We start from the raw sequence: 20529 nt of genomic DNA on the forward strand, positions 1-20529 counted from the left end.
TATGCCATTGGAATAATTCCTTCTCCTGTATCCGGCATGCCATGCTGTACGAACCCTGCATTCCATCGGCCCGCAGGATGCGCCGTATGGCGACATGTGCCATGTTTACTGCGGCAGGGCGCGTGCCGCCTGCAGATGGTTTTCAAGCGTGGGCAGGGTATTGCTGGCCCATGTCTTGAGACTTGCGTTCTCGCCACCTTCGCCATAACGCCGGAACAGCGATACGGCATCCTGATGCGCCGTAATCTGGTCGCTTCGGTACTGCAGGGCAAAATCGCGGCCGTGCAGGCTTTTCAGTTTGTCCAGCATGTCCTGGTGGCTTTCATCCAGGGCCGTGGGCGGGGCAAGCTGTACGTTGCCGCTGTGCAGCAGGTCCTGCAGGGCGGCGGATGTCTTTTTGTGATCCTCGATCATGCGCGTGGCAAAACCTGTCAGCGCGGGATCGTGGTTCTGAAGCGCCAGTTCACTGGACTGTATTTCAAACATGTCACTGATCGTGGCGATCTGGACGAAATCGGCCGTGCGGGGCGCGACACCCATCAGGGAGTTGATTCCCGCCTTTTCCGGTATGGACTGCGCCATCGCTGGCACGGACATGCACAGGGCCAGCCCAAGTATTGCCATTTTTCTTTTTTTCATTGGGAATTACTTTCTATTTATAAATAAAATCCCTGTCTGTACGGTGCATGCCATCACGCCGGCGTGGATGGCAACCAGATGGTTTCCCCTCCGGGCGGCGCACGGGCCGCAGGGCATGGAAGGCGGAACCCTGTCGGGTTCCGCCTGACAGTTCAGGACTTTTCGTGGTCGTGGTCATGACTGTGCTGGCCGCCCCTGCGTCCGGCTTCCGCCGCGCGCTGCGGGTTTTCAGCAAAATTGCCCGCGCTGTGCTGGCCACCCTTCCGGCCCGCTTCAGCCGCCCTGGCGGGGTCCCGGGCAAAATTGCCCGAACTGTGCTGGCCCCCCTTGTGGCCCGCTTCGGACGCCTTCTTGCGGTCATTGGCAAAGTTGCCCGGATTGTTAGCCCCTCGGCTATCCGCCGGTGCCAGGGAGGGTATACTGGTGCGCTCGTGCAGGTTGATGCGATAAACCATGATCGTTCACCTTTTCCAGATCACAGCGGCAACACGGGATCCTTGTTTTTTCTCCATGCCCGCATCCCGGAGGGACCGGATGGGAAAGCAATCGCCGGCAGGGCGCGCTGTGCAGACCCCAACGGGGTTTTCATCGACCGGTTTCATTTTTATTTAAAATAAAAAATAAATATTCATTGGTAAGTGAACTCAATACGTATCGAATTCATAATATAAATATCCATCTTCATATTTTTGCCACTGTCCCGATCCGCGCCATCCATTCCGCGCGCTTGAAACCGGGGGGCGGCAGACGCATGTGTGGGCGTGAACCCCGCAACCGGCAGAACAGGGAAATACATGATGCAGCACCTGTCACGCTTTGCCTTCGCCTGCGCCAGCATCATGCTGATGCTGCTGGCGCTTGCCCTTCTCATATTCGGGATGATCGACCTTGTGGCCGCACTCGGGCGGTCATGGCATGCGGGGCGCAACGCCATCCTGCAGACCATAAGCTATGTCGTGATTGCAGTGGCCGTGTTTGACGTGGCCAAGTATTTCGTGGAAGAGGAAGTCATCCAGACCAGCGGCAAGAAAAGCCTGGGCGAGGCCCGTGCCAGCCTGACCAAATTCATCACCACCATTATCATAGCCGTATTCATAGAAGGGCTGGTTGGCGTTTTTGAGACCAAGGCCAATGAACCGACGGAAATCCTTTACCCCGCGGGGCTTCTGGTGGTGGCGACGCTGATCGTGCTTTCCCTGGGGGCATTCCAGCGCATGAGCGTGGATGCCGAACGCGAAAAGAAGAAGGTAGGAGGCGACTGACCCAACGGTAACGCCGCATGCGCCCGCCGGCATGCGTTGCGGACTCCCGCCGTTGCGATGCGCCGCAGATCATGACAATTCCTGGCGGAACCTGTTTTCAGGAAAAGACAGGAAACGCCGCCTTTGTCAGCAAAGGCGGCGTTCCGGTTCTGACAGGATTGCCGGTCAATACGTGACGTAAAGACCGGCGCGCACTTACTTGCCGGGTGCGGCGTTCCTGCCGCCCTGTGCCGGGATGGCCGTCTCGGCAAAATCTTCCGACACGAACACCAGTCCGTCCAGGGCCTGCTGCAGGGCGGCGGAGGCTTCCCTGGGGTTGCGGGCTTCGGTAAACACACTGGCACGGTTGATGGCACCCTGCGTCTGCTCAAGCGGGGCCAGCGCCAGGATGAAATCGGCATCCTCGCCCACCACCTGCAGGCTCTGGGCCGCCTGCTGGGTATTGCCGGCCTGAAGCTGGCTGTTGGCGGTGGCGATGGCCGCCTTCTTTTCCGGTGCCAGCGTCTCACTCCCCACAATTTCCCCGCCAACGGGGATCCATGTTACCGGGGTCGTGCCCGGTACATGGGTGCTGGCAACGGGATGCTGTGGGGCAGGATGCAGGGCGGTTTCGGCGGCCATGAACTTGGCATTGGCCTTGCCTGCCGCGGTCAGCCGCCTGGTGGCGTCATACAGGGCGGGGATGGCCTGCTCGGTCTGGCCCGCGTCAAGCACCTGCTTTGCGTTCAGGATATCGACCATCGCGCGCTGGCCATCCGCTGACAGGTGATTGAAGGCACGGGTGGCCTTGTATTTTTCCCAATCCGTATGCAGCGACGCCGCCTGTGCGGCAAACGGTGCCGCAGCCAGACCTGCCGTGATGGCCAGTGAAGCAATAAAACGCATGTTTTTCCTTTTCAGCCTAGCTGATATCCGGTCCGGACCAGCCTTATCGCCGGTCATGACAGAGTGTTACAAAATTTCGTATCCCGGTCCATTCCTGTTACCGGCCCGCATGGCAACAGGCATGGTTGTCGCCAGAACGGCGGCCATGCCATGATCGCGCTCCGTTCCATCATACAGGAAGCATCCATGTTCAGCCATATCACCATCGGTTCGAATGACATCGCGGCCTCCAGGAAATTCTATAACGCAACGCTGGGTGCCCTTGGCGTGGCTTCTGCGGAAGTCAATGCCAAAGGCCGGCTGGTCTATGCAACCGACACGGGCCGCCTGATCGTGACCAGGCCCGTCAATGGCCAGCCGGCCACGGCGGCCAATGGTGGCACCATCGGCTTTGCCGCCGCTTCCGAACAGGCGGTCGATGCATGGCATGCGGCAGGCGTGGCCAATGGCGGCGTGACCTGTGAAGACCCGCCGGGCATCCGCCACCTGCCCACGGGCGACCTGTATCTTGCCTATCTGCGCGACCCGACCGGCAACAAGCTGTGCGCGCTCCATCGCGTCAAGGCGTAAAACCGTCCCGGGCAGGATGACGGCAAACGGAAAGAAGGGAACATTCACCGCGTTCCCACATATTGCCATGGATGACCCTTCGCTCCGGCCGGGGCTGGCACGGTGCCGCAAAAGACAGTATCCTGCCCCTGACTTCATGCGCGCCAGCGCGGCAACAGGGACAGATGACATGACGGCAGCGGGGACATCGCCTTCTCCTTCTTTTTCCATACGGGGATGGCGGGGCCTGTGCATTGCCGTGCTGGCGGGGCTGGCCCCCCTTGCCGCCTCCCCCTGCGTGGCACGGGTACCCGATGCCACGGCCCAGCCCGCGCCGTGCATGGGGCTGCAGGCGGAGCCACAGGTGGAAATCACCCTTCTGTTCGGCCAGCACCGCCCCGATGGCGGCGGCCGCATCACCACACGCGAATGGAACACCTTCATGCGTGAGGTCGTGACCCCGCGCTTTCCCGCGGGCCTGACCGTCCTGCGTGGCGACGGGCAGTGGCAGAACCGCGTCAGCGGCAGGGTCGGCCGCGAACCCTCCCGGATCGTATGGATCGTCACCCCGCCCGCGCCAGACCTGCAGGCACGGCTTGATACCATCCGGCAGGTCTACCGCCAGCGCTTTGCCCAGCAGTCCGTGGGGCTGGTGGTAACGGCAGGCTGCGCCGCGTTCTAGCGGCCACCGAAACCTGCCTGTTCAGATCCCGCCGGAAATGGGCAGGTTCACGCCGGTCATGTAACTGGAATCCTCGCCCAGCAGGAAAGCGACCACACCCGGTATTTCATCAATACTGCCATAGCGGCGCATTGGAATGCTGCCGATCATCTGGCGCGCGACCTCCGTCGGGTCAGTGGAGAAATACTGGCTGCCCGCCCTGGCCTGCAGTTCCACCTGCCGGTCCCACATGAAGCCCGGCCCCATGAAGGCGGGGCTTATGGCATTGACACGGATGCCATGGGGCGCCAGGTCCTTGGCCGCCACTTCCGTCAGGCCGATGATGGCGAATTTGGACGCACCATAGGCCGCCATGTTCGGCGGCCCCTGCACGCCCGCCATGCTTGCGGTATTGACAATCCGGCCAAACCCGCGCGTGACCATATGCGCCGTCACATGCCGCAATACATGGAACGCGCCACATACATTGATCTGCATGACACGGGCAAAATCGGCTTCCGGATAATCCTGCACGGGTGCGAAAGCCCCCTGATAGCCGGCATTGTTGAACAGGAAATCAATCTGCCCCATCCCACGCACCACGGCGTCAACCACCTGGCTGACCTGCGTGTTGTCCGTCACGTCACAGGTATGAATGCTGATGCGCACGTCATGGCCGTTCAGGTCCGCACGCGCCTGTTCAAGCTTCGCATGGTCAAGATCCAGCAGTGCCAGGTCCGCGCCCATCAGGGCCAGCCGCCTTGCCGTTGCCAGACCGATATTGCCAGCCGCACCCGTCACAAGCGCCACTTTTCCGGAAAATGGAAGATGCTCACCAGACATGTATGTTTCCCTGATTGTCGAACATGTTCAGCGCAGGCCGAAACCCCGAAAGCCTGCCTGCCTGCGCCCGCCACAGGGGGACAGAACGGTTCACACCCCAGGCGGTTCTCTGTCATGACATTACAGGAAAACGTGAAACCCGCCTAATCCCGGGCATGCACGACCGGGACCCAGACAGGTCATATGATGGAACGGCCCCGAAATGCTTCAGGACATGCCGCCTTTTTGAAAAATGGCGGCATCCGAAAATTTTTATTGCTTTGAAGCAAGTGTCTGTTTTCAGGCGGTCTCTAGGGAAAATGCTGGATCTGGCAGGTATGGTCCTGCAGGTCCTCGCCCGAGGCACGGTCACCGGCATGCGGGTCCGCGCGGTCGTCCAGCATGACAAAGCCCTGCTGCCCCCCGGCCAGGACAATTCCCGCAATCACCAGCGTATGAAAGCCCATTTCATGCGCGGGATCGGCCATTTCGCGCGCCAGCATGCCCAGCGGCCGTACGCCGGACAGGCTGGAGGACGCAAGCAGGCGGGCACGGTACGGATGCCCATCCAGCGGCAGCGTGACCCAGCCCGGCCCCAGACGGGGCAGCGCCCAGTGCAGCGCCACCTTCACATCGGGACGGATACAGTCAACATGCACATGCAACTGGTTCTGGCTGCGGCCATAGAGCGAATTGATGGCAAGTGACAGGTCCTCGGGCGGCAGGGGACGGGGCAGCCTGCGGTTGACCCGCGCGGTCTGCCGCCAGGCATGGGCAAGGTAGTCGGGCGCATCATCACGGATAATGGCGGGATCTTCCATGCCGGTTACCCGTCGGGTCGGAATCAGCAGGTACTGGGTGGCACCCTCCCGATCCTTCAGCACGGCATAGCCCGCGTGGGGGTCCGTCTCCTCACACGGTATGCCCGCATGGGCCGCACCGGGTGGTACGTCACAGCGTTCATGCACGATATGCCACAGCACATCCGGGTCCGCATGGGCCGGGACACTGCCCGCCACGATATGGGCCAGTACAAGTCCGGCCACTACTCCCATCCGTTTCATCCGCTCTCCCACCACCAGCGCGCCTGCCATGATGGGCATACCGTAACGAAAAAAACCAGCCCCGGCGCGGCAGGACACCCGCGCCTGCCGCGGGCTAGGGCCTCCGTGCCCCGATGCTGGCCCCCTCCCATCGTCTGACCACGGGCAGCAGCAGGGCGAACACCACCGTAGCCGCCCCCGCCATGAAGGCGAGGGTGCGGAACAGGCCGCCATAGATCATCAGCGTGCGTGCGGCATCCAGCCCGGATGCATTGTCCACCGCCGCCATGTTGGCGACAATACTGCCGACATACATGGCAAAGCCGATCAGCACATAATAACATCCCGCCATGAAGGCACTGATGCGCGCGGGCACGTAGCGCGCGATGGCCGCAAGCCCAAGGCTGTTGATCATGAGTTCGCCTATGGAAAGCGGGCCATAGCCAAACAGCATCACCCATGGCGAGACATAGGCCGAAGGCGACAGCACGGTACTGAGCCACCACGCCAGGAACGAAAGCGTGACACAGAAAAAGCCGATGACGAATTTGCCCGCGATGCTGATGTCCGCCCTGCGCCGCCCCAGCCAGTTATAGGCCGTGATCAGCAATGGCGTGCCCAGCATGATCCATAGCGGGTTGAACGCCTGGAACTGCCCGGCCGACATGGAAAAAAGACGCACGCCCAGCAGTGTGAAATCCTTGCCCACGTTGCGCAGCGCAAACAGGGTAAGGGACGTTACCATCTGCTGGTAGAACACGAAATACAGCGCCACCTGAAAGGTAAGCAGATACATGATCCGCAACCCCGGCCGTTCATGCGCCGCCGCCCGTGCGTACACCGTCATCCACACAAGGATGATCACCATGCCGGATGCGACCACCAGCACCCCCTGAATGGAAGTGGACGCAAAGACCCGCGCCATCAGCGCGATCACCACCCCGGCCCCGCCCGCAACCAGCAGGCCATGCCGCCATGGCAGCGGCCGGAAATCAGGCGCGGTACCGATGGCCTCCAGCCGACGCTGGCGGATGAAATAGCCCCCTACCCCCAGCAGCAGCCCTGCGCCGCAGAACATGAAGGCCGCCGCCCAGCCAAAATACTGCTGCATGAGCGGGACAAGGAAAAGCGAGAAGGTGGAGCCGATATTGACCGACATGTAATATATCGTGAAAGCAACATCCAGCTTCTGGTCCTGCCCGCGATAGATGATGTTCACCATATTGCATGAATTGGGCTTGAACAGGCCATTGCCGACCGCAATCACGGCCATGCTGACGAACAGCGCGCGGGCGGTACCACTCAGCGCGCCAAGCAGCAGGTAGCCCGTCGCCAGCACGATACCGCCCACCACCATCGTCCGCCGTGAACCCAGGACCCGGTCACCCAGCCAGCCGCCCACAACCGGGGCGGCATAGGTCATGGCGGCAAAACTGCCCCACAGCATGTTGGCCTGCGCATCCCGCATGCCCAGTTTCTGGATCATGTACAGCAGCAGGATGGCCTGCATGCCGTAAAAACCGAATCGCTCCCATATCTCTATCGCCAGCACGACATGGAAGGCGGGCGCCCGGGATTGCGGGCGCGGACCGGACGTGGGGGATGGCGCCACGCCCGTTTCACTGATCTGCCCAGCCATCTCCGCGCTCAGGGTACCACCGGCAGCCATACGGCACTGGAATGGGCGGGATCACGATAGATGCTCTGGGTAGCCGTGATAAAATCCGCCTTGTCGGCCTTCAGGATATTGGGCACGAATTTCTGCGGGTTACGGTCATAAAGCGGGAACTGGCTGGACTGAATCTGGACCATGATCCGGTGCCCCGGTTCAAACACATGGTTCACGGCGGGCAGCGTGAAGCGGTACTGCGTGATCTCGCCCGGGGTCACGGCGGTGGGCCTGTCAAAGCCCTGCCGGTAGCGGCCACGGAAAATATCCATGGAAACCGCCAGTTCATACCCCCCCATTTCGGGGCGGTCGGCGGTGGTGGGGGGATTGACGTCAATCACCTTGACCACCCAGTCCGCGTCCGACCCGGTGGTGGCGGCATACAGGTCGGCCACCGGCACGCCACTTACCCTTACCGGGGCCGTCAGCACCGGGGTTTCATAGGTCAGCACATCGGGGCGGCTTTCGGTAAAGCGCTGGTCCTGCACCAGCCATGTCTTCCACCGGTCTGAATCGGTGGGAAAGGCGAACGGACGCGGCAGGAAGGGAACCGGATGCGCCGGGTCGGATATATACTGGTCCATGCCCTGACCGCCCTGCGTGGACTGGACTGGCCTGCTGGTGGACAGCCCCTGCCCCGCCTGCATGAAGAAGGGCTGCAGCGGATGGGTGCAGTGCGCCTCGCACGCCTTGGGCCAGTGATCGATATAATCCCAGTGGTTTTCACCCGTATTGTAGATGATGGCCTGCGGCAGGTGGACGGGGGCCGCACCGGGGCGCAGGTACTGGTCAAAGAACGGGCGCAGCACGTCATGGCGGAACTGAGATGCGGTATCACCATTCCACTGCAATGGCCCCAGTGAGGACCCGTTATAGTTTACCTGGCTATGCCGCCACGGCCCCATGACCAGCACGTTGGGCACGGCGGGCTTTGCCGCCTGCAATGCCTGCCATGAATGGATGGCGCCCCACATGTCCTCCTGATCCCACAGGCCCTGTTCCCACAGCATGGGCACGGTGGCCTTGCGCTGGGCCAGCAGGTGATCAAGCGCCTGCTGCTGCCAGAAGGCATCATAGGCCGGATGCGCCAGCATGCGCTGCCACCACGGGAACTGGTCCAGCCCCGCATCATGCGCGAACCGGGCCGCCGAGCCTGCGTTGAGGAAATTGGTATAGTCGTCATGATCGACACGCGGGATGGTGCTGCCCTCCCCGCGCACGGTCATCTGGGCGGTAAAGTAGTCCAGCCCCGCCTGACGGAACGCACCGTAATGGTACCAGTCATCCCCCATCCAGCCATCCACCATGGGGCTTTCGGGGGCCACAACCTTCAGCGCGGGATGCGGGTCAAGCAGCGCCATGACGACCGTGAATCCTTCATAGGACGAACCCAGCATGCCCACGCGCCCGTTGCCCTGCGGTACGTTATGGACCAGCCATTCAATCGTGTCCCACGCATCGGTCGTCTCATCCGTCTTTGTCGGGTTGAGCGGGCCACGCGGCGGACGGGTCATGACATAATCACCTTCCGACCCGTATTTGCCGCGGATATCCTGGAATATGCGGATATAACCCGCTTCGACAAACGCATCATCGCCCTGTGGCAGGATGGAGCGGATGTCCGGCGCATCGGGAATGCGGTTGGCGCGCTGCGAGGCATGGTAGGGCGTGCGTGTCAGCAGCATGGGCGCATTGGCCGCATCCTTCGGGATGACAATGACCGTATGCAGTTTCACGCCATCACGCATCGGAATCATCACGTCACGCTTGATGTAGTTGCGCGCCGCGGTGGGAAAGGTGACATGGGCCGGAATATCGGACCCGGTCTGCACATCCTGCGATGCGCCATCCGCACTGCCTGCCGGGTCCTGCGCCGCCAGCGCTCCGGATGAAAGACAGGCCACCATCATCATTGCAACGGACGGCAGGCGCCGCCAGGAAAACCGTTTCACTTCAGTATCACTCCGCAATTACCGACAGGGTATTATTTATGTTGCTGCCGATCATACATATTCCCCCCCTGTTCCCAAGCACGGCAAATGCAAAAAAACGTACGCGCAGATCCGTATCCGCCCGGCGCGGTGGTCGGGCATGAACCGCCCCCGGGCGCCGAAACCCCGGGTTTGCAAGCCATAGCGTAACGTTTCCGCCCGTATTCAGAGGCATGAAGGTTCCGCCCATGCCAAACTTCACATAATTAAAAATAAAACCTGTTCCCCGCCCCAGTAATGGACGCGGCCGCCATATGGCGGAATGGAAGGACGAACAGGGGGCAGGCCACCGGCACGGATACGACGAAACCCGGAATGAACCTGCGCGACCGGCCCGTCCGGCCTGTGACAATAGGGCCACATGTCACGCTCTGGCACAGAAATGCGGCCTGCATGCCGTGTTGTGGTCGGGATTCCGCGCATTGCATTTTTTTTATGTCATCCGACCACGCACCCGTACGGATATATTGTAATTACAAATGGCGCGAACTGTTTATTCCTGCGCGTATCCTTTGCGCTGTTAGATTTATATTTCGTCAAGATCAGCCGCAAAGATATAATATTAAATTCATAAATGGATGTTTTGTAATATACCAAAAGGCTTCCAATTGGCGGATTTCCGCTACGCGGCATGAACGCGCCGCACAGTTTGGAATGCATAAAAGTAAGGTTTTAAATAATATGTACCAAATGTTGCATTTTGACCACATCAGACATCGACGTGTGGTACATTTTCTTTTCGGCGTTGAATATTTCCCCTTCTGATACTGTAATGAAACCCAATGGAAGGCACATTGCAGTGGTCAATAATCAGGCAGATACGACCACGAGGGAGAGAGAAAGATGAACAGCGCGTTTATATTTTTCCATTCCGCGCAGTGTGCATATCAACAATATGACAGCATGGACAATAATGTGCCTACACGTTCCATGAAGTCAGGTGCGATTGGGAAGTTCCTCTGATGCCAAATATACTACGACGGCAAAGACGACAGCTGGCTCGACGCCCCCTGCTGGCCGGGTCCGCCTTTATGTGGCTCCTGTCCGTCGGGCCTGCCGCGATCGCGGCTGCACAGACGGGTGATGCCACGCCCGCACCTGCGGCGCACCGCGCCCGTGCGGGCAATACCGCTGCCAGCCATGCCCGCGCCGCCACCCGGGCGCAGGCCCACCGGGATACCGGGCCGGTTGCCGCATCGGCAACACCCGAAAGCCTGAAGGTCAGTGTGGGCCGCGTACACACCCATAACGCCGTGCAGGCGGTCACCCGCGAGCAGATGGATCATTTCGTGGAGGGCACAAGCCCGAACCAGATCCTGGCGCTGACCACACCGGGGGCCAACTTTGCATCCGATGATGCATTTGGTCTGGATACGGTGGCGAACACACTGTACGTACGCGGCTTCAACCAGTCCCAGCTTGGTGCGACACTGGATGGCATCCCCATGGGCGGGCAGGGTTTCCATAACTGGAACGGCCTGAGTGTCGACCAGATGGAAATCCAGGAAAACGTGTCCGGCATGACCATGTCCCAGGGGGCTGGCGCGCTGGATACGCCATCGGCCCAGACGCTGGGTGGCGCGCTGACCTATACCTCCTCCGACCCCAAGGACAAGGCGGGCGGGCGCATTGGCCAGACCTTCGGCAGCTACAACGCCTTCCGCACCTTTGCGCGCGTGGATAGCGGCGTGCTGAATTCGACCGGCACCAAGTTCTACGCCTCCTTCGCCCGCACGGATCAGGATCTGTGGAAGGGTTATGGCGACCAGCAGGAACTGCAGGCCAATTTCAAGCTGGTACAGCCGGTTGGTGACCGCGGCAAGATTACCGCGATTTTCGACTATTCGGATTTTGCCCAGTACAACTATATGGGCCTGACCAAGAACATGTGGGAAAAGATGGGGCGTGATACCACGTACCTCAAGCCCAACTATGCCCTTGCAAAGGAATATGCCTATTATGCCCAGAATGGTGGCGTGCCCTCCAACCTGCAGGGCATCCTGAGCAATGACGAGATTGGTGACTACGCCTATGACGGCACGCAGTCACAGCGCAACTACCTGTCCGCCATTACGGGTGAGTTCGAGCTGTTCCATAACGTGACCTCCAAGACGGTTGGCTACGCGCATGTCTCCAACGGTGACTATAACGGCACCAATCCCTTCCTGATCTCGCCCACCAGCGGCGTTGACATGGCGCTTGAATCCGGCCACCCCGATGTGCGCCGTATCGGCTTTACCCAGAGCTTCAACATCAAGGTGCATGACAACGACATCCAGACCGGCATCTGGTACGAAAACGATTCCTTCAACTATCCCATGCGCATGTATGAAGATGGCGTGGATGCGGCGCATCCCTCTCTGGGGGCCTTCAAGTCATCGGAAGCCGCCACGTGGTTCTCGGATTCATTCAACACCAATACATTCCAGTTCTTCCTGCAAGATACGTATCACATCATTCCGGGCATGACGGTCAGTGCCGGGTTCCGTTCGCTGCTGCAGGATACGCATGGCGGCACGAAGGTCGATAACACCGCGCTCTATTCCAACTGGGGCACGTATTACAGCCATCCCGCATCGGGCAGCATGACGGCGGCCAATGCCTTCCTGCCGCACTTCAATTTCGATTACCACTTCAGGGACCACCATGAAGTGTATTTCGACATTGCCGAAAACATGCGGGCCTATGATTACGGGCAGCAGAGCAGTTCGGGCACCATCTGGGGCGGGCTTGGCTCCTCCGCCGTTTCCGCGCAGTCGGTGTTCAATGCCAACAAGAACAGCCTGAAGCCGGAACGGACCTGGAACTATGTCGTGGGGTATCGCTACAATTCCCACCTGTTTACCGGCAGTGTCGATTTCTATCACACCGACTACTACAACCGTATTGCAACCGTGACGGAAGGCTCGACCGGCGCGACGTTTGGTGCCGTGGCGAATGTCGGGCGTGAAACCATGAATGGCGCCGATGTCATGGGCGCGATCCGTCCGGTCAAAGGGCTGGAAATTTCCAGCAGCTTCAGCTGGAACAATGCCGTCTACGAAGGCAGCATTTCCGATGGTGGCACGAACATCAGCCTGAAGGGCAAGCATCAGGTCTACTACCCCAAGTTCATGTACAAGGCGAACCTGACCTACAACTGGCGCCGGGCCATGTTCAACTTCAACGTGACCTATACCAGCCGCCGGGCCATGACCTATACCAATGACGAGTACATCCCCGCGTACTGGACCTCCAACCTCAACGGCAGCTACAACTTCGGCAAGGTCGGATTTGCCCAGAACATCAAGGCGACGTTCGGCATTACCAACCTGTTCAACAAGAACTATATCGGTGGCGTCTATGGCGCGGCCAGCGTAAGCGGTGATGACAACGCCAACCTGTTCGTGGCTGCGCCGCGTGAGTTCTTCGGCTCGGTTTCCGCGCAGTTCTAAAACCGCTCCGGCGTGACCGGAACATTGGGTAACCGGCCGCGCTGGCAGAAGGAATAAGAATATCCGGGCGCCGCCTTTTCTAAAGGCGGCGTTCCCGCAGGCTTCGTAAAACTGGCCCTGCCAGGGAATTCTTTCATGATAACAGGGGACCGGGGGCGGCGCGTCATGCGGGCGCGCCGCCGGTCCCTTTTTTCATAGATGGATGCAGCTTCGGGTTGTACCGCGCACGCTAGCCGTTCATCAGCGCCAGTCCTTCGGCCACCGATACGAATTCGTTGCCGGTGTCCACCCGTTCCGCCCCGAAGCGCCGGTCAAACAGGTTCCGCACGGCCGGAACGAACGACGTGCCGCCTGTCAGGAACACGCGGTCGATGGCGCTGGCGGGCAGGCCGGCCCGTTCCAGCGCCGTTTCCACCGCATCATCGAAACACTCCAGGTCAGGCGCAATCCAGTCCTCGAATTCCGCACGCGTAATCTCGCGGTGGATATGCACGTCATGATACCTGTAATCCAGCACGGTACTCCCGGCAGAGGACAGTTCCCGCTTGGCCGCGCCCACGGCGCGGTACAGCGCCTGGCCCTGCTGGTTATCGATAATGTCCATAAGCGCGTGAAGCTTTTCCGGTTCGGATGCCGTGCGGGCCACATCGGCAATATCGCGCAGGGTCTGGGGCGTGCGCATCAGTGCCAGCCGGTGCCACCGGCCCAGGCGCGCATACCATTCGGCCGGAACCGGCAGCGGCTGCCCCCCCATGACACGATAGGTACCATTACGTCCCAGTGCGGGTGCGATGACCTGGTCAATGATGCGGTAGTCAAACTGGTCCCCCGCAATCCCCACTCCGGCATAGCCTAGCGGCTGCGCCGGGTGCTGCGCGGCGGGATCAAAACGCAGGATGGAGAAATCGCTCGTGCCACCGCCAAAATCACCTACCAGCACTGTGGCAGGGGCCTGCAGCCGCCGGGCGAAGTGCCAGCCTGCCGCCTCGGGTTCCAGCGCGACATTGATCTGGCCAAACCCCGCGGCCTGAAACCCCGCACGCAGGCGTGCCTCCCCCAGGGCATCATCCGCCCGGTCGCCCGCAAAATGCACGGGGCGGCCAACCGTTGCCACAACGGTGGCCGGGTCGATGTCGATCATGCGCATGAGACAGGCCAGAAAACGGGCGATGAGCATTTCCAGCGTCATGACCTGTCCCAGCAGCCGCGTCTGCCGGAACGATGCCTGCGCCAGGTAGGACTTCATGGACATGATCAGCCGGCTTTCCGCCGGGTCTTCCAGATAGGCATCGATGGCCGCGGCACCGATGGCTTCCTGCACGGCGGGGCGTTGCTCCGCGTCATGCCACAGGCACAGGAGCGAGCGGCAGGTTTCCGATACGGCATGATGGGGGAAGGCAAAGCGCGCGGGATGCGGCCTGCCCTGGGCATCAAGCAGGACCACAACCGTGTTGGTCGTGCCAAAATCCATGCCAAGCCGCACGGTACGGGGGGATGGGGTAGGAGACATGCGCCTCCATAATCGCGCCATTGCGCCCTGTCCATCTGCTTTATCGCGCATGCGGCGGAACGCAAAAGGGCACCATAAACAACAGACTTAATTCGCTATTTATAAATATAACTTTTTATATTGATATTTTTATTGACCCTGCGGGAAACCACACATAACCTGCCTGTGGGCCAGACCGAGGCCACAGGCATCCATGCCCGCGCAGCCAGGAACGTTTCTGGATGCATGCCATGAAAAACCATGCGGGAGGCATATCCGTGCGTTACCCAGCCCTGTTGCACAAAACGGCCCTGGTGGCCACACTCTGCATTGCCATGGGCCACGCCGCCAGCGCGGCACAGCCCGCGCCCGCTTTTGGCCCGGGGCCGATCGTGCCGGTTGCCCATCCCTATGGTCCGGCGGACGGGGCGCGGCAATCCGTTGACACCGCATTCCGGCAGGCGCGGCAGACGGGACAGAAAGTGCTGCTGGACTTTGGCGCCAACTGGTGCCCTGACTGCCGCATACTGGCCGGGGTACTGGCACAACCCGCCATTGCCGCCTGGGTCAGCCAGACCTTCATTGTCGTCACGATCAATGTCGATCGCGCGGCGGGAACCACGACCGAGGGCGCGCGCTTCAACACCAACGCCGATATCGCCCGTGACTATGGCGTGACCATCAGCGCCATTCCCGCGCTACTGGTCCTGACCCCTACCGGGCAGTTGCTGAACCGGGACAGGGCCCTTGCGCTGGGCAATGCCCGCACCCTGTCGGGGCAGGCCATGGTCGACCAGATGAATGAATGGGCGCAGCACCCATGACGGAGCCAGATCGCCACCCGGCACGGGCCTTATTCCCCTGCTGAACGGCCGGTAAACAGCCACAGCACCAGCGGCGGGCCGAATACATACACCACCGCCCCGCCCAGCAGCCACGGCATGAGGTAGGACAGGTCCGCATGCAGGATGAAGCGGCAGACCAGATTGGCCAGGCCGAGCATGGCGACCACGCAGGCAAACACGCCTGCGTTCATCAACAGTGTCCGACCCTCATTGATCTGGCGGATTATCTGTAACATTGCCCTGCCTTTCCCCTGCCCATGGAATCTTTATCATCCCCGCGCGGCCTGATGTAGGCCAGATTGAAGGGTATAACAACAACACCGGCCCGCGGCAGGGACACGGCCCGGGCAGTGACCGCCCTGCCACCGGGACCACCGGAGCGGGTCGGGAGTGCTGCCGCCATTTCTGCTCGATACCACGCCGCTGGTCATCGCCACGACGGCCTTCGCGGTGCCGGTACATTTGCGGGCAGGGCCGCCGCTCCTGACCGGCGGCATAAGCCGGGCGGGGCTGCGTGAACGCTCCCCGGTCTGGGGCGGACGGGGGATGGGTGCGCAGGGCACCTTTATCATCTTTCAGCCATCCGTCCGGATTAGGGCGCACGACCATCACGCCGCCCGCTGGCCGGCGGCGCGGCATATCCGTCGTTCAGGGTACGCAGGAAGGCGACAATGGCATCGATTTCCGCATCCGACAGAACCGGCCGGTTGCCCGGCTGCGGCCCGAAAGGTGGGTCCATGTTGATATTGGCATGGTAGCGCACCGGCAGGTCGTTATAGGGGTGGACCCTGCCATCCGGCCCGGTGGGATACCACATCTGCGGCCGGGTATCGCGCAGCACGTAGAACGCGACCGCCTGACGCAGGGAATGGATCACCCCGTTATGGAAGAAAACCCGCCGGGTCGCCACATTACGCAGCGAGGGCGTGCGGAACAGTCCGCAATATTCCGGATGATCGGCAAGGTCCGTGCGGTCGGGGCCGCACAGGCCCATGTCAAAATAGGCGGGATCACGGTTCAGGCCGATCCGGTCATTGCGGGGCACGCCAAGGGCGATCAGCCCATAATCCGTAAACTGCGGGGGCGTGCCATCATGCCCGGGCCGGCTGATATGGCAGGAAGCGCAATTGCCCTTGTCCGGCTGTTCAAACAGGCGCAGCCCCAGCGCCTCACGCGGACTGAGCCGTGCCCTGCCCGCCAGTACCGCATCGTATTTGCTGGTATAGGGGTAGAACAGGCGTCCGTCCTGCTGATAGGTGGCCAGGGCCTCGGCAAGCAGGGCAAAGCGGGCATCCGTACCGGACGGCGTGAGCAGAAGGGCATCAATCCGGGGGCCATAGCCTGCCGCCAGCGCATGGCGGACCACTTCGGCCGGGCTGGCATTTGCCATCTCATAAGGGGCCAGCAGCGGAATGCGCGCCTGTGCCTGTGCCGTATCCGCCCGGCCGTCCCATGTCAGGCCGCCGGTGGGGCCGTTATCGATGCTTTCATCAGCTTCGTCATCGGAATCAAAGAAATGCTCGGTAAACTGCGGCACATCCTGCAGGTATTTCAACGATGGCACCGCCCGGTGCCCCCCCGCCTGCACGGACAGCCCGTTGGGCTGGGCAAAGGCATGCCCGTCCGCATGGCATGACGCACAGGCCATGCGCCCCGAGGCCGACAGACGCGGATCATGAAACAGATCCCGCCCCAATGCGCCCAGGGCCGTGGCACGCGCCCGCGCCTGCGGTCGGGACAGCGCAACCCCGTCGGTCGCATGCCCCGCTGGCGGCATGGCCAGCCAGATGCCCATGGCCACAACCAGCAGTCTGACAGGACGGGGCGGCACGCCGCATGACAGGAAAAACACCCGTACCGTACTCCGTGGGCTGGCCGCCTCCTGACCGGATGGCGGCATCTCTGGCCTGCCATGTTACGATACTCTCGCAACTGGGTCAAAAATTACCCCTTGGCCGGGGTGTCCGCCTCCCGGCCCCCGCCGGGTTCCGGCCTGTCCCGGGGGCGGGCCTGAAGCTGTGGCATGGTCTGCCTGAAAAACGCATGGCAGCGTGCCATTCATCTCAATGCGGATATGTGAGGATTTTATTTTTTTCACGAAAAATACGTGAAAAATCGAGGAAATGATTAACGCAACCCCATATGGATTGCCTTAATTTCACACGAAATCGACCATGACCATCAAATAAAATACTTTTTCTTTTGTATAATTTTGATATAGCTCAACCCTGATCGGACAACCACCCTTCTCACCCGGGCGGCGCTGTCCACCTGCGTCCCGAACCATGAAGCCCCATCATGTCCCTGCTTGAATCGATCAACCTGCTTTATGTCCTGTCCGGTCTTGGCGTCGGCTTCCTTGTGGGCATGACCGGCGTGGGGGGCGGGTCACTCATGACCCCGCTGCTGATCCTGCTGTTCCGGGTGCACCCGCAGGCCGCCGTCGGGACCGACCTGCTCTATGCCGCCCTGACCAAGACGGTCGGCACGCTGGTCCATGGCCGCAGCCAGGCCGTGGACTGGCGTGTGGTGGGGCGTCTGGCCCTGGGCAGCATACCCGCCACCATGCTGACAATAGCCGTCCTGCACTGGGCGGGCAGCCCGTCGGTACGGGTCACGCATGTCATATCGGTCGCGCTTGGCATTGCGCTGCTGATCACGGCACCCAGCGTCCTGTTCCGCCAGCGGCTGCAGGCCCTGTCCGGGCGCAAGGCGGGCGTGCTGTCCCCCGCCATGACGGGAAGCCTGACCACGCTGCTGGGGGGTGTGCTGGGGGTTATGGTCACCCTGTCTTCCGTCGGGGCGGGGGCGATTGGCATGGCGGCCCTGATTTTTCTGTATCCCGGCCTTGAAATCCGCCGCCTGGTCGGCTCGGACATTGCCCATGCTGTTCCCCTTACCGCCATTGCCGGCATGGGGCACTGGTGGATTGGCGATATTGACATGCACCTGCTGGTCTCGCTGCTGTGCGGGTCCATTCCCGGTATCATCCTGGGCAGCCTGTGTGTCGGCATCGTGCCAGACCGGGTGCAGCGCGTCATACTGGCCGCCATTCTTGTGACCGTGGGCCTGAAGGTAATCTGACACGGGGCCGCCCGGCACGCGACAGGCACTGGTGCTTTGCGGACAACCCGCTAAAGTCCCGTATCGCCATCGCAACAAGCGGAGATGCCTGAATGAGGTACCGAAAACTGGCTGCCCTTCTATGTCTGGCGGGCTGCAATACGGCGTATGCGGCACCAGAGGGCACCATGCCGGCCGGTTCCATGGAGATGCGGCAGGTCTTCGATACACTGCAGCTGCCCGATGCTCCCGACCGCTACTTTTCCGGCTCCGGCATGCCCGGCCCCGATTACTGGCAGAACCGGGCGGATTACACGATCCATGCCCGGATTGATCCCCTGACCCACAGACTGACGGGAGAGGAGACGGTTACCTACACCAACAACAGTCCCGACAGTCTTGATGAACTCTGGGTCCAGCTTGACCAGAACATCTACCGCCCCCGTTCACGCGCAAGCTTCGCCAATCCCGAACGCCATGCCCACACCACCGATGGCGCGGTGATCGAACAGGTCACCCTTATCCGTAACGGGCATGAAACCTTGCTACAGCCGCGCGTGAACGATACCCGCATGCAGCTTGCGCTGCCCGATCCCCTGCCCCATGGACAGAAGGTGCAGGTACGCATCCGCTGGCACCACACCATTCCCGGCACATGGGGTGGCCGTACCGCCGTGAGCAGCGCCAAGGATGGCGATATTTATGAAGTCGCCCAGTGGTACCCACGCATGAGTGTGTACGATGCCCGCAGGGGATGGGATACGCTGCCCTATCTGGGGCAGGAGTTCTATCTGGATTACGGGGATTTTGACTACACGGTCACCGTGCCCTGGAACTTCACGGTGGTGGGGTCCGGCGCGCTGCTCAACCCGGCCGACGTCCTGACCCCAACCGAACGCGCGCGTCTGGCGCAGGCGGCACACAGCGACAGGACGGTCCTGATCCGCACCGCGCAGGACGTGACCGACCCCGCCAGCCATGTTGCCCGGAACGGGGAAAAGACATGGCATTTCCGCATGGAAAACACGCGCGATGTCTCCTTTGCCGCCTCCCCTGCCTTCATGTGGGATGCGGCGCGCATGGATCTGCCCGCACTGAAGCCCGCACCGGGCATGCCGCCCACGCCACGTCTGGCCATGTCCGTCTACCCGCGTGAAGGCCAGGGTGCGCAGGCGTGGGACCGGTCGACCGAATACGTCAAGCATGCGATCGAGTATTTCTCCAGCCAGTGGTACGCCTATCCGTGGCCCAATGCGGTCAACGTGGGGGGGCATGGCGCGGGCATGGAATATCCCGGCATTGTCTTTGATGGCTGGCAGGACCGCGATGCCATGCTGTTCTGGATTACCACCCATGAACTGGGCCATGACTGGTTTCCCATGATCGTGGGCAGCAATGAACGACGCAATGCCTTCATGGATGAGGGATTCAACACCTTTATCGATGCCTATGCTTCCCAGCACTTCAACAATGGGGAATATGCCCCCAAGAAAGACCCCGAATTCGCACCCCGGACCGGCCGGCCGGCTGATGACATCATACCGGTGCTGACAGACCCGCAGGCACCGCCGCTCATGCTGACATCGGAACTGGTACCGGAAAAATACCGGCATCCCGTTTCCTATTTCAAAAGCGCCTACGGACTCATGCTCCTGCGTGAACAGATCCTTGGCCCTGAGCGGTTCGATGCCGCGTTCCGGCGCTATATACAGGTATGGGCATATCGCCACCCCGCCCCTTCGGATTTCTTCCGCTTCATGAACAGTGAGACGGGCGAGGACCTGGGCTGGTTCTGGCGTGGCTGGTATTTCGAGAACTGGTGGCCCGATTACGCACTGACCGATCTGTCCGCCATCAATAACGACCCCCATCAGGGCATGCAGGTGGGCGTGCGGAGCAAGGGACGGCTGATGCTGCCGGTGGTGTTACGGCTGGATTATGCGGATGGCACGCATGCGGACCAGATCATTCCAACGGAAAGCTGGCATCTGACCGACCATATTACCGTGAATTTTCCCGCAGGCCCTGCCGTGCTCAAGGCCACGCTGGACCCCGACCATGCCCTGCCCGAACCAGACCGGACCGATAACAGCAGGACAATGCCCTGATCATACGGCCAGCAGCCCTTTCATGCCGCTGACGCACCGGCGTCACCACATGGCTGGCACACAACAGCC

The 20529-nt window shown here is 61.1% G+C and carries 17 protein-coding genes; 7 read left to right on the plus strand and 10 right to left on the minus strand.

Annotated features, from left to right (window positions below; genetic code table 11):
- Window positions 1-105: 105 nt before the first annotated feature.
- Entirely contained in the window at window positions 106-639 is a 534-nt protein-coding gene (locus CFR78_RS05010) for a DUF4142 domain-containing protein (RefSeq protein ID WP_034926322.1), read from the minus strand.
- Between the two features lie 152 nt (window positions 640-791).
- Window positions 792-1094 carry a con-10 family general stress protein gene (locus CFR78_RS05015; protein WP_034926324.1) on the minus strand — a complete coding sequence of 101 codons (303 nt, stop codon included), beginning with the start codon at window positions 1092-1094 and terminating at the stop codon, window positions 792-794.
- Window positions 1095-1436: 342 nt separating this feature from the next.
- Between CFR78_RS05015 and CFR78_RS05020 the strand changes: the two genes are divergently transcribed.
- Window positions 1437-1901, plus strand: coding sequence for a hypothetical protein (locus CFR78_RS05020; RefSeq protein WP_034926351.1), 465 nt, complete (start codon window positions 1437-1439; stop codon window positions 1899-1901).
- A 195-nt stretch (window positions 1902-2096) separates the two neighbouring features.
- Here the strand turns inward: CFR78_RS05020 and CFR78_RS05025 are convergent, their stop codons facing one another.
- Entirely contained in the window at window positions 2097-2786 is a 690-nt protein-coding gene (locus CFR78_RS05025; protein WP_034926327.1) for a YfdX family protein, read from the minus strand.
- A 186-nt stretch (window positions 2787-2972) separates the two neighbouring features.
- On the opposite strand from CFR78_RS05025, the gene CFR78_RS05030 reads away from it, so the two are divergent.
- Both CFR78_RS05030 and CFR78_RS05035 read left to right on the plus strand, forming a co-directional pair.
- A complete protein-coding gene (locus CFR78_RS05030) occupies window positions 2973-3356 on the plus strand; it encodes a VOC family protein (RefSeq protein WP_007398206.1) in 384 nt (127 codons plus the stop codon).
- Window positions 3357-3525: 169 nt separating this feature from the next.
- Window positions 3526-4017, plus strand: a complete 492-nt coding sequence (locus CFR78_RS05035; RefSeq protein WP_240471285.1) for a DUF3574 domain-containing protein — start codon at window positions 3526-3528, stop codon at window positions 4015-4017.
- Between the two features lie 21 nt (window positions 4018-4038).
- On the opposite strand, the gene CFR78_RS05040 is transcribed toward CFR78_RS05035, so the two are convergent.
- The 4 genes from CFR78_RS05040 to CFR78_RS05055 all read right to left on the minus strand — a co-directional run bounded on the left by CFR78_RS05040 (window position 4039) and on the right by CFR78_RS05055 (window position 9440).
- Window positions 4039-4839 carry an SDR family NAD(P)-dependent oxidoreductase gene (locus CFR78_RS05040; protein WP_051671952.1) on the minus strand — a complete coding sequence of 267 codons (801 nt, stop codon included), beginning with the start codon at window positions 4837-4839 and terminating at the stop codon, window positions 4039-4041.
- A gap of 290 nt (window positions 4840-5129) precedes the next feature.
- Entirely contained in the window at window positions 5130-5912 is a 783-nt protein-coding gene (locus CFR78_RS05045) for a CDP-diacylglycerol diphosphatase (RefSeq protein WP_181417488.1), read from the minus strand.
- Window positions 5913-5976: 64 nt separating this feature from the next.
- Window positions 5977-7500 carry a peptide MFS transporter gene (locus tag CFR78_RS05050; protein WP_051671953.1) on the minus strand — a complete coding sequence of 508 codons (1524 nt, stop codon included), beginning with the start codon at window positions 7498-7500 and terminating at the stop codon, window positions 5977-5979.
- Window positions 7501-7508: 8 nt separating this feature from the next.
- A complete protein-coding gene (locus CFR78_RS05055; RefSeq protein WP_371440395.1) occupies window positions 7509-9440 on the minus strand; it encodes a CocE/NonD family hydrolase in 1932 nt (643 codons plus the stop codon).
- 1112 nt (window positions 9441-10552) lie between these two features.
- Here CFR78_RS05055 and CFR78_RS05070 point away from each other — a divergent pair.
- The gene (locus tag CFR78_RS05070; RefSeq protein ID WP_258365941.1) at window positions 10553-12955 is read left to right on the plus strand and encodes a TonB-dependent receptor domain-containing protein; all 2403 of its coding nucleotides are present in this window, start codon (window positions 10553-10555) and stop codon (window positions 12953-12955) included.
- A gap of 229 nt (window positions 12956-13184) precedes the next feature.
- On the opposite strand, the gene CFR78_RS05075 is transcribed toward CFR78_RS05070, so the two are convergent.
- Entirely contained in the window at window positions 13185-14465 is a 1281-nt protein-coding gene (locus CFR78_RS05075) for an Hsp70 family protein (protein WP_110581006.1), read from the minus strand.
- 257 nt (window positions 14466-14722) lie between these two features.
- On the opposite strand from CFR78_RS05075, the gene CFR78_RS05080 reads away from it, so the two are divergent.
- The gene (locus CFR78_RS05080; protein ID WP_240471287.1) at window positions 14723-15268 is read left to right on the plus strand and encodes a thioredoxin family protein; all 546 of its coding nucleotides are present in this window, start codon (window positions 14723-14725) and stop codon (window positions 15266-15268) included.
- Window positions 15269-15297: 29 nt separating this feature from the next.
- Here CFR78_RS05080 and CFR78_RS05085 read toward each other — a convergent pair whose 3' ends face one another.
- Window positions 15298-15480 (minus strand): hypothetical protein, encoded by a 183-nt coding sequence (locus tag CFR78_RS05085; RefSeq protein ID WP_166498071.1) that lies wholly within the window; start codon window positions 15478-15480, stop codon window positions 15298-15300.
- Between the two features lie 401 nt (window positions 15481-15881).
- Window positions 15882-17084 (minus strand): cytochrome-c peroxidase, encoded by a 1203-nt coding sequence (locus CFR78_RS05090; protein WP_051671954.1) that lies wholly within the window; start codon window positions 17082-17084, stop codon window positions 15882-15884.
- A 503-nt stretch (window positions 17085-17587) separates the two neighbouring features.
- On the opposite strand from CFR78_RS05090, the gene CFR78_RS05095 reads away from it, so the two are divergent.
- Both CFR78_RS05095 and CFR78_RS05100 read left to right on the plus strand, forming a co-directional pair.
- Window positions 17588-18373: a sulfite exporter TauE/SafE family protein gene (locus CFR78_RS05095; protein ID WP_034926343.1), complete on the plus strand. Its 786-nt coding sequence runs from the start codon at window positions 17588-17590 to the stop codon at window positions 18371-18373.
- A gap of 92 nt (window positions 18374-18465) precedes the next feature.
- A complete protein-coding gene (locus CFR78_RS05100) occupies window positions 18466-20460 on the plus strand; it encodes a M1 family metallopeptidase (protein WP_034926346.1) in 1995 nt (664 codons plus the stop codon).
- The last annotated feature ends 69 nt before the right edge of the window (window positions 20461-20529 follow it).

It is taken from the genome of Komagataeibacter rhaeticus (assembly GCF_003207855.1).
GTDB lineage: Bacteria > Pseudomonadota > Alphaproteobacteria > Acetobacterales > Acetobacteraceae > Komagataeibacter > Komagataeibacter rhaeticus.